This window comes from Streptomyces sp. BBFR102 (genome assembly GCF_051397025.1).
Lineage (GTDB): Bacteria > Actinomycetota > Actinomycetes > Streptomycetales > Streptomycetaceae > Streptomyces.
This window is the reverse complement of record NZ_CP195757.1, coordinates 95,138-111,424: the sequence shown is the minus strand read 5'-3', so window position 1 is coordinate 111,424 and position 16,287 is coordinate 95,138. Positions and strand designations below refer to the sequence as shown.

Annotated in this window: 13 protein-coding genes; 10 read left to right on the top strand and 3 right to left on the bottom strand. The window is 73.9% G+C overall.

Going from position 1 to position 16,287, the window contains the following annotated elements:
• Window positions 1-195 precede the first annotated feature (195 nt).
• The 3 genes from ACSLIC_RS00475 to ACSLIC_RS00465 all read left to right on the top strand — a co-directional run bounded on the left by ACSLIC_RS00475 (window position 196) and on the right by ACSLIC_RS00465 (window position 3,172).
• Window positions 196-1,206 (top strand): alpha/beta hydrolase, encoded by a 1,011-nt coding sequence (locus ACSLIC_RS00475; RefSeq protein ID WP_436735675.1) that lies wholly within the window; start codon window positions 196-198, stop codon window positions 1,204-1,206.
• 130 nt (window positions 1,207-1,336) lie between these two features.
• Window positions 1,337-2,356, top strand: a complete 1,020-nt coding sequence (locus ACSLIC_RS00470) for an SDR family NAD(P)-dependent oxidoreductase (RefSeq protein WP_436735674.1) — start codon at window positions 1,337-1,339, stop codon at window positions 2,354-2,356.
• Between the two features lie 39 nt (window positions 2,357-2,395).
• Window positions 2,396-3,172: an SDR family NAD(P)-dependent oxidoreductase gene (locus ACSLIC_RS00465; RefSeq protein ID WP_436735673.1), complete on the top strand. Its 777-nt coding sequence runs from the start codon at window positions 2,396-2,398 to the stop codon at window positions 3,170-3,172.
• Window positions 3,173-3,789: 617 nt separating this feature from the next.
• Here the strand turns inward: ACSLIC_RS00465 and lepB are convergent.
• Together lepB and ACSLIC_RS00455 are read right to left on the bottom strand one after the other, a co-directional pair.
• The gene (gene lepB / locus ACSLIC_RS00460) at window positions 3,790-4,362 is read right to left on the bottom strand and encodes a signal peptidase I (protein WP_436735672.1); all 573 of its coding nucleotides are present in this window, start codon (window positions 4,360-4,362) and stop codon (window positions 3,790-3,792) included.
• Between the two features lie 238 nt (window positions 4,363-4,600).
• The gene (locus ACSLIC_RS00455) at window positions 4,601-5,506 is read right to left on the bottom strand and encodes an SDR family oxidoreductase (protein WP_436735671.1); all 906 of its coding nucleotides are present in this window, start codon (window positions 5,504-5,506) and stop codon (window positions 4,601-4,603) included.
• 314 nt (window positions 5,507-5,820) lie between these two features.
• On the opposite strand from ACSLIC_RS00455, the gene ACSLIC_RS00450 reads away from it, so the two are divergent.
• From ACSLIC_RS00450 to ACSLIC_RS00440, 3 genes are all read left to right on the top strand, one after another.
• Window positions 5,821-6,984 carry a tetratricopeptide repeat protein gene (locus ACSLIC_RS00450; protein WP_436735670.1) on the top strand — a complete coding sequence of 388 codons (1,164 nt, stop codon included), beginning with the start codon at window positions 5,821-5,823 and terminating at the stop codon, window positions 6,982-6,984.
• A complete protein-coding gene (locus tag ACSLIC_RS00445; RefSeq protein ID WP_436735669.1) occupies window positions 6,981-8,105 on the top strand; it encodes a polyprenyl synthetase family protein in 1,125 nt (374 codons plus the stop codon). Before ACSLIC_RS00450 ends, ACSLIC_RS00445 begins: the two co-directional genes overlap by 4 nt.
• A gap of 143 nt (window positions 8,106-8,248) precedes the next feature.
• Window positions 8,249-8,422, top strand: coding sequence for a hypothetical protein (locus tag ACSLIC_RS00440; protein WP_436735668.1), 174 nt, complete (start codon window positions 8,249-8,251; stop codon window positions 8,420-8,422).
• Between the two features lie 210 nt (window positions 8,423-8,632).
• On the opposite strand, the gene ACSLIC_RS00435 is transcribed toward ACSLIC_RS00440, so the two are convergent.
• Entirely contained in the window at window positions 8,633-10,009 is a 1,377-nt protein-coding gene (locus ACSLIC_RS00435) for a globin domain-containing protein (RefSeq protein ID WP_436735667.1), read from the bottom strand.
• 580 nt (window positions 10,010-10,589) lie between these two features.
• On the opposite strand from ACSLIC_RS00435, the gene ACSLIC_RS00430 reads away from it, so the two are divergent.
• The 4 genes from ACSLIC_RS00430 (at window position 10,590) to ACSLIC_RS00415 (ending at window position 16,208) form a co-directional block, all read left to right on the top strand.
• Window positions 10,590-11,480 (top strand): peptidoglycan recognition protein family protein, encoded by an 891-nt coding sequence (locus ACSLIC_RS00430; protein WP_436735666.1) that lies wholly within the window; start codon window positions 10,590-10,592, stop codon window positions 11,478-11,480.
• A 129-nt stretch (window positions 11,481-11,609) separates the two neighbouring features.
• Window positions 11,610-13,235 (top strand): sigma-70 family RNA polymerase sigma factor, encoded by a 1,626-nt coding sequence (locus tag ACSLIC_RS00425; RefSeq protein ID WP_436735665.1) that lies wholly within the window; start codon window positions 11,610-11,612, stop codon window positions 13,233-13,235.
• An 88-nt stretch (window positions 13,236-13,323) separates the two neighbouring features.
• Window positions 13,324-14,664 carry an LAETG motif-containing sortase-dependent surface protein gene (locus tag ACSLIC_RS00420; RefSeq protein WP_436735664.1) on the top strand — a complete coding sequence of 447 codons (1,341 nt, stop codon included), beginning with the start codon at window positions 13,324-13,326 and terminating at the stop codon, window positions 14,662-14,664.
• A 434-nt stretch (window positions 14,665-15,098) separates the two neighbouring features.
• Window positions 15,099-16,208: a right-handed parallel beta-helix repeat-containing protein gene (locus tag ACSLIC_RS00415; RefSeq protein WP_436735663.1), complete on the top strand. Its 1,110-nt coding sequence runs from the start codon at window positions 15,099-15,101 to the stop codon at window positions 16,206-16,208.
• The last annotated feature ends 79 nt before the right edge of the window (window positions 16,209-16,287 follow it).

The window sequence follows — 16,287 nt, the reverse complement described above, 5'->3', positions numbered from 1 at the left end:
GGGCGCAGCCCGCCCGCCCCCGCAGGTTCCCCCGGCTCGCCGAGGCGGTGACGCCCTCGTGGGTCGGTGGCCTGCCCTGACACCTACGGCATACAAGTCCGCTGACCGGGGCCGCGCACGTTCCGACGGCTCTACGGCAGCGCTGTAACCGCCTTCCGCTTGGCAAGAACGGTCCGAGAACGCTGAGGAGTGATCATGACTGACATCGGCCGGAAGTCTTCTGATGAGCCGGCACCCGTACGGCGCAGTCACCCGCCCACCCCGGGCAGTGTCAGCGAGCAGGCACAGAGAACGCTGTCTGTGCCTGCCGCAGCGGAGACTCCTCCGTACCCCGACCTCAAGGACGCAGCAGCGTGGGCAGCGCACGTGGAGATGCTGGACACCTTCGTCCGGCCCATCTTCGAGGCGACGCTCCCTCCGGCGGAGACCTTCGACGTCAGCGCCGAAGCAATCGACGGCGCCGCGAACTTCGTGATCCGTCCCGCCCACCTTGCCGAAGCCGACGACACGCCGCTCTTCATCGAGATCCACGGCGGCGCGCTGTACCTGGGGGGCGGAGAGCTGGCGTGGATGCCAGCGGCGGCTCACGCCGTCGGCCGGAACGGGGTCACCTGGGCGCCCGACTACCGCATGCCGCCTCTGCATCCCTTCCCCGCTGCGCTCGATGACCTGATGACCGTCTACCGGGCGGCGATTGCAGCCGTCGGCCCCCACCGCGTGGTGGTCAGTGGCACCTCCGGCGGCGGAAACCTCGCGGCGGCGCTCCTGGTCCGGGCAAAGGACGAGGGCCTCCCCATGCCGGCCGCCCTCGTGCTCCTCACGCCCGAAGTGGATCTCACCGAGTCCGGCGACACGTTCGTCACGAACGCCGGGATCGACAATGTGTTGGGCTCACTCAAGACGGTCAACCTTCTGTACGCCGCAGGGGAAGACCTCACCCACCCCTACGTATCTCCCTTGTTCGCCGACCTGAGCGGATTCCCGCCCGTCTTCCTGCAGAGCGGCACTCGGGACCTGTTCCTCTCGAACACCGTGCGCATGCACCGAGAACTGCTGCACGCCGGTGTGACGGCGGAGCTTCACGTCTTCGAGGCCATGCCACACGGCGGATTCGGTGGAGTCACCCCCGAGGACGACGAACTTCGTGCGGAGGCCCGCCGGTTCGAGTCGGTCCACCTCGCGCGAGCGGCCACCGAGACGAACTGAACGGCCGCAGCACATCTCCCGCCGCCAGACGAGGGCAGCTCGCCTGGCGGCGCGGGCGGGACACCAGGCTTGACGACAGTCGAGAAGCCGCGGCCCAAGGCTGGGCGCGAAACCGGAAGGATTGATTTCAGTGAGTGACGAACTGCGCTTCGACGGACGGGTTGCCCTGGTTACCGGGGCAGGAATGGGGATCGGTGCGGCGCACGCGCGACACCTGGCTGCCCGGGGCGCGACAGTGGTGGTCAATGAGCTTCCGTCCAACCTGCATCGTGCGGAGGCGGTACGCGACGACATCCGTGCGGACGGCGGTGTGGCGATCGCTGTCGGAGGCAGGATCGGTGACGACGAGGATGCGCGAGCTCTCGTCGCGAGGACGGTCGAGGAGTTCGGGCGAATCGACATCGTGGTCCATAACGCGGGCGTACCCGCGGGACGTGTCATGGACGGGTCCGAGCTCGTCCCTCACGCTCCCGCGGCGGGGATGGACCTCTACTTCGACATCAACGTCCGCGGATCGCTGCAGCTCAATCGGGCTGCGTGGCCCCACATGGTCGAGCAGAACTACGGCCGCATCCTGTTCACCTCGTCAGCCGTCGGAACGGGTTTCTGGTACGGGCCGACCGGCTACGAACTCGACTACGCGGTCTCCAAGCTCGGTGTCTTCGCCGCGGCGCGACAGGTCTCAGCGGCCGGCGCCGAGCACGGAATCATCGCGAACACCCTCATGCCATGGGCGTTCAGCGAGACCGTGGCCAAAAGCGGGGACGGTGCGGAGACCGATCTCATCACCTTCATGAGGAACACGCTGCAGCCGGAGAAGGTCGCCGTCGCGATCGCACCCCTGCTCCACGAGAACGCGCCGACGAGCGGCGAAGCGTTCACCGTCGGCGGCGGACGAATCGCCCGCGTCTTCCTCGCCGGCACCCGCGGGTACTTCAACCCGGACCTGACCAGCGAGGACGTCCTGGCGAACTGGGACCAGATCATGGGTTCCACGGACGCATCAGGAGCGCTGGTGGACATCTTCGAACAGAGCCAGCCTCGTGAGGAGCGGCTCTTCTTCAAGACTCTCGAACTCGGACACACACCCGATCTCACGTGGATCGCCGAGCAATCGGTGAAGGAGTCCACGCGGTCGGCCGCCAGCTGAGTACTCCCCGCACAACTCCGATAAGGAAGAAGGAAGCCCATGTCGTACACACACCCCGAGTCCCTCGCCGGCAAGGTCGTCATCCTCACGGGAAGTGGCCGTGGCATCGGCCGTGGCATCGCCCGGACCCTCGCGCGCAACGGTGCTCGACTGCTGCTCACCGACGTCCTCGCCGACGCCGTCGCCGAAGCCCGCGACGAGCTGACCTCTCTCGGCGCCCAGGTGCAGAGCGTCGCCGCCGACCTGCGGGACCCCGATGCGGCTGACGCTATCGTCGGTGCCGCCATCGAGCGCTTCGGCCGCGTGGACGGACTCGTCAACAACGCCATGGCGATCAAGCCGCCCTCGCCGTTCGTCTCTCAAACCGCTGACGACTTCGACCTGTCCACCGCCACCGGCCCTCGTGCGACGTTCCTTCTCATGAAGGCGGCGCACCCGCACCTTGTCGCCGTCGGCGGTGGCTCGATCGTCAACTTCGGGTCCGGAGCGGGCTCCGCAGGCGAGAGCGGCTTTGCTACCTACGGTGCGGCGAAGGAATCGATCCGAGGTCTCTCCCGAGTCGCGGCACTGGACTGGGGCCCCGACAACATCCGCGTGAACGTCGTGTTGCCCTTCGCCGAGACCGAAGGCACACGGAGCTGGGAGCAGAACGATCCCGCCTCGTTCCGAGCGGCCATGGACACCGTGCCGCTCAAGCGGATCGGCGACGCCGAGAAGGACGTCGGCGCCCTCGTGTCCTTCCTGCTGGGCGATGACTCGACCTACCTCACCGCTCAGTCCATCTATGTCGCCGGCGGCTCCGGGGTATACCGGTGACCGGCGCGACGCTGCTGGACGAACGTATGACCGTGAGGACCACACGTTCGTCCACACACCGACGTCGATGACCATCCCCGACAGCGTGGGCAAGCGACCGTGTGCGCTGGGGGTGGCTGAACGGTCATGGATGCCAGGCGGCTACGTGACCGGGTCGCGCCCGGGTGCGGCGGCGTGCAGCGGTTGCTACCGCTGGAGCCGCCGGCGTCAGAGCCTGTGAACACCGTGGTGATCGCTCGAAAGAACGATCACCACGGTTCTCTCCGACCGCGCCCCGTACGTGGATTCACCGCCTGCTGTGTGGTACCGATGCCGGTCCTGCCGTGCCCAGGACCCCGGGATGCGCGTAGGCCACCCCTTCCCGCACCGCCAGGGAGCCACCGTGGCCCTTCGTCGCCGTCCTGCTGCCGACCGTTCTGCTCGGCGCCGTGCTCGCGTTCGGCCGGTACGAGGAGTTGACGCCCGGCCCGCCCCGGCGCCGGGGCGGCATCTGCGGCTGTCCCGATCCGGTGGAGCACCGGGCCCACGAGCACCGCCACCGCCGAGGCCCCACCCGGTCCGGCGGCACGCTGCCTGAGCGGGGCCGTCATCCACCGGCGTCCCGCGCGGCGGCGCGCTCACAGTTCGCTCGACGGGCGCAGCCGTACCCCGGCGTCGACCGGCCCCGCCCGGGAGAGCGGCCACGTCCGCATCCACACCCGGCTCGTCACGGCGTCCAGGTCGGCCCATCCGAAGGTCCGCGCGTCGTCCGACCGGTCGGCGTGGTCACCGAGGAAGAAGAACTTCCCCCCTGGCACCGTACGCGCGGCCGGGGCCGCCGAACGCCTCCCGTCGGCGGCGCAGCACGGGGTGACCAGACCGGCCGCGTCCGCGCCCGGCACCGTGAACTCGTACCACCGCTCGGCCCCCGCCCGCCGGACCAGGACCCGCTGCCGCCCCGCCTGGGGCCCGGGCGCGATCCGCACCTGGTCCCCGGGGAGCGCCACCACCCGCTTGACCAGCAGGACGTCCCGCCCCGGGGTCCGCATCAGCACCACGTCGAAGCGACCCACCCCGCCCCCCTCCACCGGCAGCGGCAGTACCCGTTCGCCGTCGCGCAGGGTCGGCTCCATGCTGTCGCCCTCGATCCGCACGCTCAGCAGCGCGACCGCCGCGGCGGCGAGCACCACCAGCCCCACGAACACCGCCACCGCGACCCTCACCGCCCGGGGCGCCCTGCCGTCCGCTCGGCCGGGTCCCGCCCCCAGCCCTTCGCCATCCGCCGTCACCGGCCACACCTCTTCGCCGCGCCGCCGGCGGCCCGCACCGGCCCCGGCGTCGCGTTCATCGCCTGGGGGTACGCATCGCTCCCGGGGGGCTCCGGAGCCGTGGCCTCCCGGCGCGCACGGCGGCAGACTCCACGGCTCGCGGGGCTTCCCGCGCCTCCGCTCAACTCTGCGGGGGCCGGGCGACCGGACCGCCCGGCCCCCGCGCCTTCCAGTCGGCCCGGCCGCCCGGCCCGAGCACCCCCGTCGTCCGCCGCAGCTCCTCCGCGGACATCCTGCCGAAGCTCCGGCGCGCGAGGTGGGAGACGAGCATCGGCAGGAGCGGACGCACGGGCTGGACCAGGCGCAGCCACCAGGGCGCGTACACGGCCGGCGCACGGCGCTCGATCCCCCGTACCAGCCACGCGGCGACCTGCTCGGCGGAGTGCACCCTGCCCCCGGGGCCGGGCTGGTGCGCGCGCAGCTCCCGCAGCACGGGATGGGCCTCGATCCCCTCGATCATCCCGGTGCCCGTCCAGTGCAGATAGGCGATCCCCACCCCGACCCCCTCGGGCTCCATCTCCGAGCGCAGCGCCTGGGCGTACGACTCGACCCCGGCCTTGGAGGCGCAGTACGCGCTCATCAGCGGCGCCGAGCCGAAGGCCGCCGTGGAGGCGACCTGGAGCAGATACCCGCGGGTCCGGACGAGCTGCGGCAGGAAGGCGCGGGCGGTGGCCGCGCTGCCCGTCAGGTTCACGGCGATCACCCGGTCCCACAGGGCCGCCTCGGTCGTGGCGAAGGGTCCCGCCGCGGCGATGCCCGCGTTGGCCACGACCACCGAGGCCGGCCCCATCCGCTCCGTCACGCTGTTCGCCGCCCCGCGCAGGGCGGCCTCGTCGGTGACGTCGACCTCCAGGGAGCAGGACTCGGTCGGCAGCGACCGCGCCACCGCCTCCAGCGTCGCCAGTTCCCGTCCGATCAACGCCACCCGCAGCCCGCGCTCGGCGAGCCGCCGCGCCGTCGCGGCGCCCACTCCGCGGGCGGCCCCCGTCACCACCGCGACCCGCCCGGGATGTCGTTCTGCGGCCATGCGCACCCTCCTCGCCCGCACCGGGACGCGCACCACGCCGCCGTACTCCGGCCAGTCGACCACGGCGGCCGGGCGGGGGCCCGGCCGGTTGCTGCCATCGGGTGAGCGGGCTGGTCACGGGGGGGCGTCGCGGTGAGCGCGCCCCCCCACCCGGTCGTACGTCTCCGGGCCCACCCGCCCCTTCGGCATAGCACTTGAGGATGACACCCCCGCCCCCTCTGCGGAGGAGATCGCTCCGTTCCCGGAACCACCCACGCCGGCAGGCGTCTTGGCCATTGTCATGATCGTCGGCGAGTGGACCGGAGGTGGACCTGATGGCGGGTCTGGCGGAGCAGGTGGAGGCCGTGGAAGCGGGCGGGGCCGGTAAGGCGTCGGCGCCCGAGTACCAGGGCGCGCTCGGCACCTTGTCGGTGAACGCGTCGCTGACCGACGTACTGGCCCGGGGCATCGACGAACTGCGCGCCGCGGAGTCGGCCGGGGACCTCCGGGAGACGGCGCGCTGCGGACTCGCCGTCGCCGAGGCGTACCGGCGGCTCGGCAGGACGGCCGAGGCCGACCAGGCATGGAAGGCCAGCTACCGCACCGCCCGCGCCGCCGGCCACGCCGGGGCGATGGCCTGGGCCCTGTGGAGCGGCGGCACCCTGGCCCGCCAGCGCGGCGCCTTCCGCCTCGCGTACCGGCTGCTGGCGCTGGCCGCCGAGTGGGGCGAGCGCGGCGGGGACGTCGTCGTCCGTGGCTACTCGCTGGCCGGGCTCGCCGAGACCGGACGCATCCAGGGCGACTACGCGGCCGTGGAGGAACTCCACGAACAGTTGCTGGCCGAGGCCCGCCGACGGGGCGAGGCCCGGCACACCGTCTGGGCGCTGGAGGGCATCGCCCAGATGCACCGGAACACCGGCGCGTACGACCGGGCCTACGCGCTCTTCGAGGAGGCGGCCCAGATCGCCGAGCGGGCCGAGGACCGGCGGGGCTGGGCGTGGGCACTGCGCGGCATGGCCGACGTGGTCTCGGTGCGCGACGGCGACGTGGAGCAGGCCCTGTCGCTGCTCACGCGCGCCGAGTCCGCCTGCCGCTCGATGGAGTTGCGCGGCGCGCTCGCCTTCAACCACAAGATGCGCGGCAACGTCCTGTACCGGGCCGGCCGCTACGCGCAGGCCCGCGACATGTACACGCTGGCACTGGCGGAGTTCCGCGAGATGGCAGAGCCCCGGGGTACGGCCCTCTCCCGCCTCGGACTGGCCAAGGCGCTCGCCCGGCTGGGCCGTGAAGGCGACGAGACCGTCACCGAACTGGTCTCGCTGCGCGACCAGTTGAACCGCATCGGCCTGCATCACGCCCGCGACATGGTGGACAAGGCGGCCGTCGAGCTGGGCGTGGGGCCGCTGCCGGACCCCGAGCCCCGTTCCGCGTCCGCCTCGGGGCTGCCCGCCTACCGCGCCGAGACGCTGCGCGCCACCGACGTGGCGGGCCTGCGATGAGCCGCGCCACCCGGGCCGCCGCGCCCCTCGCCCCCACCGTCCCTCAGACGCCCCTCGCCGCCCCCGGCGCGACATCGTCGCCCCCGCCCGCCGTCCGGGCCGCCGCCGTCCTGGCACGCTGCCGGGAGCTGACCCGGCCCGCCCTGGTGGACGCCGTCGGCCGGCTCGACCCGTGGTCCGCGCGGATGGCGGCGTACGCGCTCGGCTGGCGCGACCCGGGCGGCGCCCCCGACCCCATGGGGTCGGGCGGCAAAGGCGTCCGGCAGGCCCTCGCCGTCCTGTCCGCCGAGGCGGTCGGCGCGTCGGCCGCGACGGCCCTGCCCGCCGCGGTCGCCGTCGAACTGGTGCACACCTTCTCCCTGCTGCACGACGACATCATGGACGGCGACCCGGTACGGCGCCGGCGCCCCGCGGTGTGGCGCGCCTACGGAGTGGGCCCGGCCGTCCTGGCCGGCGACGCCCTCCACGCCCTCGCCGTGCAGAGCCTCGCCGAGGCGCCGGGGGACCGGGCGCCCGCGGCGGTGCGCCACCTCAGCCGGACGCTGAGCGCGCTGGTCCGGGGCCAGGCCGACGACCTGCGGTTCGAGGAGCTCCCGTGGACGGGCCCCGACGCCCCGGGGGTGGCGGCGTACCGCGCCATGGCCGAGCACAAGACCGGTTCACTGCTCGGCTGCGCCGCCGCGCTCGGCGCCGAACTCGGCGGAGCACCAAAGGTGACGGTCGCCGCGCTGGACCAGGCCGGCCGACACCTGGGCGTCGCCTTCCAGGCCGTGGACGACCTGCTCGGCATCTGGGGCGATCCGGCGCTCACGGGCAAGCCCGTCCACGGCGACCTGCGCCAGCGCAAGAAGACCTACCCCGTCCTCGCCGCACTGGCCGGGAGCGGCCCCGCCCGCCGGGAGCTGGCCGCGCTCCTGGACTCGGCCGAGCCCCTGGAGGGCGCCGCCGCCGCCCGTGCCGCCGCCCTCGTCGACGAGGCGGGCGGACGCGCGGCCACCCGCACCGAGGCGAGCACACACCTCGACGCGGCCCGCGCCTGCCTGCGCGCCGCCTGCCCCGACCCGGCGGCGGCCCGGGATCTGGACGCCCTCGCCGGCGCCCTGCTCGACCGGGTCTGGTGACCGGAGCGGCGGCCATCTCGTGCGGAGTCACGCCACCTCCCGCACGATGGACGTGTCCGTCGGCCCACGGCCGAGGACGGCGCGTCCCACGCGCCACCGGGCGGCGGTCGGCCGCCACCGAACCGAAGCGAGGAGACCACCCGATGAGCGTCCCCGAGGAGAAGCGCCGGAAGACCGGCAAGACCGATCCGGCCGCACTGGGGAACATCGAGCGGAAGCAGCCGCGGCGCACCCGCCGGGACGAGCGGAGCGAGGGCCGCACCATGGGGGAAGCCCTCCAGGAGGCGGACGTGAAGCCGGAGGACTACGAGAAGTAGCCCGCCACCGACGCCTCGCCGTCGGCGAGCCCGTCCTCGCCCCGGCCCTCGGGACAGCGTGGACGGCCACTGGCTCGCCTTCGCCACCGGCCGCACCGACGCCACGAGCCGGCTCCTCGTCCCGCCGGCCGGGCGTCCGTGCCCGGCTCGGCCCGCACGACACCCGGCCGCCCTTCGAGGAATGAGGGCCGACGTCCCGGAGCCGTCCGCTCAGGACGGCATCGGCTGGTGCGCGTACGCCGGGCGCCCTGCCGCCCGCGCCGGCTCCGGCGAGCCGTGCCGGAACTCCGGCCCGGTCGGCAGCAGATCGTGCCGGACCTGCTCGTCGGCCACCCCGGCCGCGGCGAGGGCGGCCGTCACGGTGCGGACCATCGCCGGCGGGCCCGACAGCAGCACGCGGCCTGCCGAAGGGGCGGCACTGCGCGTCACCGCGGAGGCCAGCCGCCCGTACACGTCACCGTCGGGCGCGCCGGTCACCGGGACCACGGAGAGCCACGGGCGGCGGCGTTCGAGCCCGGTCAGGTACTCCGTGTCGTACAGGTCGCTCACGTTGCCCGTGCCCAGGAAGAGCCGCACCTGGCGCACCCCGTGGCCGGGTGAGGTGCGTACCCGGCGGTCCAGCTCCTGGAGCAGGGCCTTCATGGTGGCCCAGCCGGTGTCCCAGGCGACCAGCCTGAGGTCCCCCGCCGGTCCGTCGCCGAGCGTCAGGTTGCCCTTCGGCGGCCCCAGCCGCACCTCGTCCCCGACGACGGTGCGGTGCACCAGCGCCTCGCTCACCCCGCCCGGCCCGGTGCAGCGGACGTGGAGCTCCACCTCGCCGCCGGCGCCGGGCTCACCCGCCAGGTAGTACGGGCGCCAGGTGTGCGGCAGGAGCGGGGACTCCAGGTCGGTGTACTGCCCGGCCTCGTACGGGAAGGTCTCGTGCGGCAGTACGCGGAGGACCGCGAGATCGGGGCCCGCCAGCTGATGTGCGGTCACCGTCGCACGCCAGAAGGGCGGTTCGTGCAGGGCGGCGTCCGCACCCTGGACCATGGCCGTGACGCCGAACCGCACCATCCGCAGCCACGCCTCCTCCAGGTGCGCGCCCCCGCGCTCACCGGCCCGAGCCCGCAGCGCCGCACGGAGCGCGTCCTCGAACGCCGCGTACTGCGCCGGCCGCACCCCCAGCTTGCGGTGGTCGCGGCCCAGTCGGGTGAAGGTCCGCGTGATCTCCTCCGGCCGGTCCAGGTGCTCCAGCAGGTACCAGAACGCGCGGGCCAGGTGGGCCTCCTGGAAGGCCATCTCGCCGGGGAAGAGGCGGCGCAGCGCCGGGTGCCGGGTGAACAGCACCTCGTACAGATGCGTGATCAGCTCCTCGAAGGGCGCCACCAGCTCCAGGTGGCGCATGATGACCCGCTGGTCGGCGGCCCCGTCGTAGACCTCCGCGACCGGCCGCCGGGCGCCGCCGCCACTCTCGCCCGCCCCCGAGCTGCCTCCCGGGGACAGCAACTGCTGACGCAGCCGCATCGCGTCGTGCCGGGCGAGGAGCGCGTGGTACGCGCCGTTCTCCGTGCTCGTGCTCCCCGAGAGCTGAGTGGGTCGGGGCATGGGAGGGCTCCTTGGCAGATGTGGGGGCAGAAGGGACAGGGCCACAGAAGGGCAGACTCCCGTCCGCCGGTCCCCGTCAGGTGAAACCGCAGGTCAGTATGGCATTGGGGGGAAATGCCCCAAGGGCCCTGCCGTCCGGGGCCATTGGTCCCTGGACAGGGTGCGCCCCGGTGTGCCGGGCGTGTGGGCGAGCGCGGTGAACGCGACGGGCGACAGGGTGTCCCCGGCGTGGACGGCTCGCTGACATCCGGGCCCACAGCGTGGACGCACGGCGCCACCGCCCGCCGTGACCTCGCCTGCGACAGGGACCCCACGGGCAAGGCCTCCCTCCCGGCCCTCCCTCTCCACGCGCTCGACGACTCCACCGCCTTCGTGGAGCACGAGGCGGCCCACCCGCCGCGCTCCACGGCGCCGGCGGCCGGTACCTGGTCCAGACGCCCACTACGGGCACCGGGCACAGCGGGCTGAGCGCGAGCCGTCGTACTCGCCCGCGACGCGGAGTCCTCACGACGGCCCAGCCGGTTCATCCGGAGTAGCCGGAGAGGCGGACGCGGCCCCGGGCACGCAGGCTGGGGGAGACATGAGTGATGTGCGAGGTCCTGGCCGACGTGGGTATCGCGTTCGTTGGGTGGCAGCCGGCTGCGGAGCCGTGGCCGCCGCCGTCCTGCTCGCGCTGCCCCTGGCCGGTGTCCCCCCGTTCGGCGGCGGCCCGGCTCCGAAGGCCCGCACCCCCGTCGCCCCGGCCGACCCGCTCGTCTGGGCCAGGACACTGAAGCCGCCGATCGTCACCCGCGCCCAGTGGGGCGCCGATCCGAAGCTGCTCGACCAGAAGCCGCACTACGCCGACGCGGTACGGGCGGTGGTGATCCATCACACGGACCACCCCAACGGCTACGACTGCGCGGACAGCCCGGCCCTCGTCCGGGAGATCTACGCGGCCCACGCGGTGAACAAGGCGTGGGGCGACATCGGTTACAACTTCCTCGTCGACACCTGCGGCACGATCTTCGAGGGCCGCCTCGGCGGTACGGACCGTGCCGTGATCGGCGCGCACACCGTCGGCCTGAACACGGGCACCACCGGGATCGCGGCGATCGGCACCTTCACCGCCGGCACCCCGGTGCCCGAACCACTGCGCCGGTCGATGGAGAGGCTCATCGCCTGGAAACTGGGACTGGCCCAGTCCGGCCCGGCCGCGCGTACCCACCTGGTCTCCCGCAACAGCGACAGCCGCTTCGACAAGAACACCACCATCACCATGCCCACCGTCTTCGGCCACATCGACGCCTACGAGACCAACTGCCCCGGCGACGCCCTGATGCGGCTCCTCCCCTCCCTGCGCAAGGGCGCCGCCCGCCTGCAGGGCGAGGCGAAGGTCCTCGTCCACGAGAAGGACCGGCGGGCCCGCCGTCAGACGGACGGCGCACCGGGTGGCCCCGTCGCCCGCCCCGCGCCGTCCGGAACCGGTTGACGGTCCCGCCCCCGCCGACCGGCGGGGACACGACTCCGCCGCGTTCGGCCGGTCCGCGCATCGGTAGGCTGACCGGATGGCAGTTGAGCGGAGGGAGCCCGCCGGACCGGCCGGCGCGGGGGGCCGGCGATGACCGGCGTCGAGGACCGGCGGTCCGACGAGGCGCTGGCCGCCGCCTTGCGGGAGACCGCGGAGGCGGGCGCCGTCGAGGAGCTGTACCGCCGTCACGCTCCCGCCGTCCTGGCGTACGCGCGCCTGTGCTGCCGCGACCCGCACACCGCGGAGGACCTGGCCTCGGAGGCGTTCACCCGGACGGTGCAGGCGGTGCGCGGCGGGCAGGGGCCGGAGCAGGCGTGGCGCCCCTATCTGCTGGCCGTGGTCCGCCACACCGCGGCCGACTGGGCGGCCCGGGCCCGGCGGGTGGAGCTCGAACCCGGCTTCGGGGAGTGGCTGGAGTCCCAGGCCGGGCCGGCGGGCGAGGGGCCGGCCGGTGCGCTCCGTGAACCGAGTGGGGAGGAACGGGCCATACGCGCCGAGGAGGGCGGCCTGATCGCGGCGGCCTTCCGCTCCCTGCCCGAGCGGTGGCGGGCGGTGCTCTGGCACAGCGTGGTGGAGGAGGAGCCCGCGGCACGGGTGGGCCGGCTGCTGGGGCTCACCCCTGGTGGCGTGGCGTCGCTGGCGTCGCGTGCGCGCGAGGGGCTGCGTGAGGCGTACCTCGCCGCGCACGCGGAGCAGGGGGCGGCCGACGAGGAGTGCCGCCGGTGCGGAGGCCGCCTGGCCGCGGCGGTACGTCGGTCACGCCCGCGCAAGGACACCCTCCTGGACCGGCACCTGGAGCACTGCGCACGGTGCCGCAGGGCGGCGCGGGAGCTCACCGACCTCAACCAGCGGCTGCGCGCGGTACTGCCCGCCGCGGTGCTGCTGTTCGGCGGGACGGACTACCTGGCGACGCGGCCCGCCGCCTCGGGCGCCGCCCCCGCGGAGGCGGCGCCCGAGGCGGCGGGCGGCCAGGTGGCCGGCGCGAAGGCGGCGCTGGCCGTGGGGAGCGTGGCGGTGCTCCTCGGCGGCTGGCTGTTGTGGCCCGGCGGCGAGACGCCGGACCGACCCGCCGCCGGGGCCTCTGCCGGGGCCTCTGCCGGGACGAGGGCCGAGCGGACGCACTCGGCGAGCGCCGGCCTCTCGCCGCCCCCTTCGCCTTCGCCTTCGCCTTCGCCGGTGCCGTCACCGTCCCGGTCCGCGGTGGGCTCTCCTTCGGCCACGGCTGTTCCGAGCCCGCCTCGGGGCGCGTTGGGCGGACCGAGCGCGCTGCGGTTCGTGTCGACCGGCGGTTGCCTGGCGATACCGGGCGGCGCGGCGGAGGCCGGGACCCGCCCGGTGGAGGCCGCGTGCGACGGTGGTGCCGCCCAGCGCTGGGTGCTGCTGGAGCCGTATCCGGGGGACCGGTCGCGGACCCAGGTGCGCAACGAGGCGACGGGCCTGTGCCTGACGCGGTCGGGCGGTACGGAGGACCACGCGCCGGTGGAGCAGCACCGCTGCGACGCCGCGCGCGAGACCCAGCTGTGGAACCTGTGGACGGACACCGCGAAGAGCGAGATGGCCCTGCGTGACGCGGGTGGCACCCGGTACCTGGGGCTCGTCGAATGGGCGCGGGCGGACCAGGGGGAGGACCACGCCTCGGCGATCGGTACCACCCGCTACTACTACGGGTCCGCCTCCATGAGGCTCCGGTTCGGACCGGCCCTGCTGGAAAGGTAAAGGGTTCGCAAAGTCGCGGGACGGTCGAGGAGCAGCGCACTCCTTGTCTGCGCAAGCACCTCCGAACCCTCGCGAAGGAAACAGGACCATGAAGACATCCACCGCCGGCCGCGTCGCACTGGCCACCGGTATCGCCGCGCTCACCGCGGGACTCCTCCCCGCGACGGCGCACGCGGCCGACGCACAGGGCGAGCGCAAGACCCTCCCCGTCCTGGTGGAGTTCAGCGACAGCGCCTTCCAGCACCCTGGCCAGGTGAAGGCCGGCACGCCGGACACCTACTTCGGCCCGGGGCGGGAATCGCTCGCCTCGTTCCTCTCCGAGGTCTCGCGAGGGCAGTTCACCACGGTGCCGGCCGTCCCGGAGAAGGCCGTCGGCCCCATCCGGCTGCCGATGGCCGCCGCCGGCTGCGACCACGGCCGGATCAACTCCCTGACCCAGCAGGCGCTGACCGAGAAGGGCCTGGTGCGCGGCGAGGACTACGAGAGCCTGTCGATCATCTTCCCGGCGCAGAAGACCGGCTGCGCCTGGGCCGGCCTCGGCAGCGTCCCCGGCCCCTACACCTGGATCAACCTGTACGGGACCGCCAGCGGCCTCGGCGTCCTCGGCCACGAGTTCGGGCACAACCTGGGCCTGGGCCACCAGGGCCGTGAGAGGTGCACCGACGGCGACCTCGTCAACTGCGAGAAGAACGGCACCAGTTCCAAGTCGCTGATGGGCGGAGGCGGCCCCGCGGCCGGCTTCTCCGCGCCGGAGATGATCCGCACCGGTTGGCTCTCCGGCAGTGAGGCGGTCGAGGTCACCGAGTCGGGCACGTTCACCCTGCGCCCGCTGCACGGCGAGGGCGGCGGGACGCGGGCCCTGGACATCCCGATGGGTGAGGACCGCCTCGTCGTCGAGTACCGCCACGCGGCGGGCTCCTTCGACGCGGACATCGAAGGCGTGCACGCCTACCGGGTGCCCAAGGACGCCTACGGCTCCTCCTCGCTGATCGACCTGACCGAGGCGAACAGCACGGCCGGCAACGGGGCACCCGCGGACGCGGACGCCGTCACGACCCTGACGGACAAGGCCGGCCAGGTCTCCGTGGCCGTCATCGCCGCCGCCGACGGCCGGGCCGAGGTCGAGGTCGCCCTCGACGGCGACGCCCTGACCTCCGCCGGGGGCGCCGCCAAGGGCAAGGACCAGCGGGCCGGGGCTCCCGAGCCGGAGCACACCGGCACGGAGAAGGATGCGGGTGACGGCCTCCCCGGCGGCGTCAAGGCCGACAGCGCCGGCCGCGAGCAGGCCCGCCCCGCCGCCGGCGCGGCGGAGGACCTCGCCGCGACCGGCGGGGGCGCGAGCACCCTGCCGCTGGCCGCGGGCGGTGCCGCCCTGGTAGCGGCCGGAGCGGGGGCCCTCGTCGTCCTGCGCCGCCGCAAGCGGGCCTGAACCAACCGTACGGGAGTACCCCGGTCCCGTACGGGGGCCGGGGCGGCGGCGGCCGGGGGCGCCCGTCGCGCCGGAGATGGCCGACCGGGCCGGGGTGCGGCATGAGGCCGGTGTGCGTGCCCCCTCCGGACAGGGGGCACGCACACCGGCGTGGGCTCCTCCGGGGGCATCGCGCAGGTCTCGCCACCGACCTTGACGTGCCGTCCCCCGCGGCTATACCTTCCGCCAGATCAGACATCTGATGTCCGAGGTCCATGCCCCCGCCGCCAACCGCGCCCGAGTCAGGACGAGTCCGGCGCGAGGAAGCACCCCGCACGCATCTGGTGAGAGCGCCGGGCCCGAGCCCCCGGTCGTCACCCCTCCCCCGGAACCGCGAGAGGCTCCAGACCTCGGCAGGCCGTACCGCGCCCCACGATCCACCGAGAGGAATCCCCATGGTCCGTGCTTCCGAAGCCCCCGTCCTCAGCCGTCGCCGCGCCCTGACCGGCATCGGCGCGGCCGGTGTCGCGACCGCCCTCGCCGCGGAGGCCTCCGCCGCCCCCGCCGCCGCGGCGGACCCCTCCGGCGCGCTCCCCGTGCTGCGGCCGGGCCAGGACTGGGCGGAGGTCCTCGCCGTCACGCCCCGGGTACAGCTTCAGCCGGGAACGGTCCACACCCTCGCCTCCGGTGTCGAACTGCCCAGCGGATGCCTCATCGTGGGGAACGGCGCCACCGTCACCGTGGCCGACGACACCACCCCGGCGCTCACCGCCACCGGCAGGAACGCCGTCACCATCACCGGCGTCCGGTTCCTCGGGCGCTCGGCCGACCCGGTGGGCACCTCCCAGAGCGTCGGGCACGTCGCCGTGGCCCTCGACCGCTGCACCGACGCCCGCGTCAGCGACTGCGACTTCCGCCACTGGCGCGGAGCCGGCATCACCGTGTCGGGCTCCGCCGCGGACGACTACTTCCGCTATCGCCTGATGCTGCGCCACAACACCTTCCACGGCTGCTACTTCGGCGTCTCGATCACCGACCGCAGCGAGTACTCCCAGCTCACGAACAACAGCTTCACCTCCTGCCGGCTGGCGATCTGGAACTCCTCCGGCAACTGGACGGTCAACGGCAACACGGTGGCCGGCTGCTACGGCGCCTACTACTCCTACGCCAGGACCAGCCCCTACGGCGATCTGACCAGCGACAACTGGAACCACGGTTCCCTCGTGGGCAACACGTTCAACCACTCCAACGGCGGCGCCGGGCAGCTGTGGAACACGAACGCCGCCTTCGCGATCGGCGGGGAGAGCCTGGACCCGGGCCCGGGGATCGTCGTCGACGGCGTCCTGCCGCCCACCTTCAGCGGCAACACGCTCTGGTACAGCGACGTGACCGCCGCCGGCCTGCGCGGCACCCGCTGGATACTCTCCGGCAGCACCCTCTCCAACCTGACGGTCAGCTGCGCCGGCGAGGTCCCCGTGGTGCTGGCCGGCACCCAGTCCAACGGTGCCGCGAACGCGCCCGCTCTGGTGGGCAACGTCAAGGACGTGTTCGCCGGCCTGTACTGAGTGAGGGCCGCCCGCCCCGACACCGCCGCACTTCCGGGGCGGCCCGGCCGGACAGGCCAGGCCGCCCCGGAAGGCCGGC

Coding starts and splice junctions, on each gene's coding strand:
- ACSLIC_RS00415 (WP_436735663.1), top strand. CDS start 15,099: ATGGTCCGTGCTTCCGAAGCCCCCGTCCTCAGCCGTCGCCGCGCCCTG.
- ACSLIC_RS00440 (WP_436735668.1), top strand. CDS start 8,249: ATGAGCGTCCCCGAGGAGAAGCGCCGGAAGACCGGCAAGACCGATCCG.
- ACSLIC_RS00455 (WP_436735671.1), bottom strand. CDS start 5,506: ATGGCCGCAGAACGACATCCCGGGCGGGTCGCGGTGGTGACGGGGGCC.
- ACSLIC_RS00425 (WP_436735665.1), top strand. CDS start 11,610: ATGACCGGCGTCGAGGACCGGCGGTCCGACGAGGCGCTGGCCGCCGCC.
- ACSLIC_RS00450 (WP_436735670.1), top strand. CDS start 5,821: ATGGCGGGTCTGGCGGAGCAGGTGGAGGCCGTGGAAGCGGGCGGGGCC.
- ACSLIC_RS00435 (WP_436735667.1), bottom strand. CDS start 10,009: ATGCCCCGACCCACTCAGCTCTCGGGGAGCACGAGCACGGAGAACGGC.
- ACSLIC_RS00430 (WP_436735666.1), top strand. CDS start 10,590: ATGAGTGATGTGCGAGGTCCTGGCCGACGTGGGTATCGCGTTCGTTGG.
- ACSLIC_RS00465 (WP_436735673.1), top strand. CDS start 2,396: ATGTCGTACACACACCCCGAGTCCCTCGCCGGCAAGGTCGTCATCCTC.
- ACSLIC_RS00445 (WP_436735669.1), top strand. CDS start 6,981: ATGAGCCGCGCCACCCGGGCCGCCGCGCCCCTCGCCCCCACCGTCCCT.
- ACSLIC_RS00420 (WP_436735664.1), top strand. CDS start 13,324: ATGAAGACATCCACCGCCGGCCGCGTCGCACTGGCCACCGGTATCGCC.
- ACSLIC_RS00475 (WP_436735675.1), top strand. CDS start 196: ATGACTGACATCGGCCGGAAGTCTTCTGATGAGCCGGCACCCGTACGG.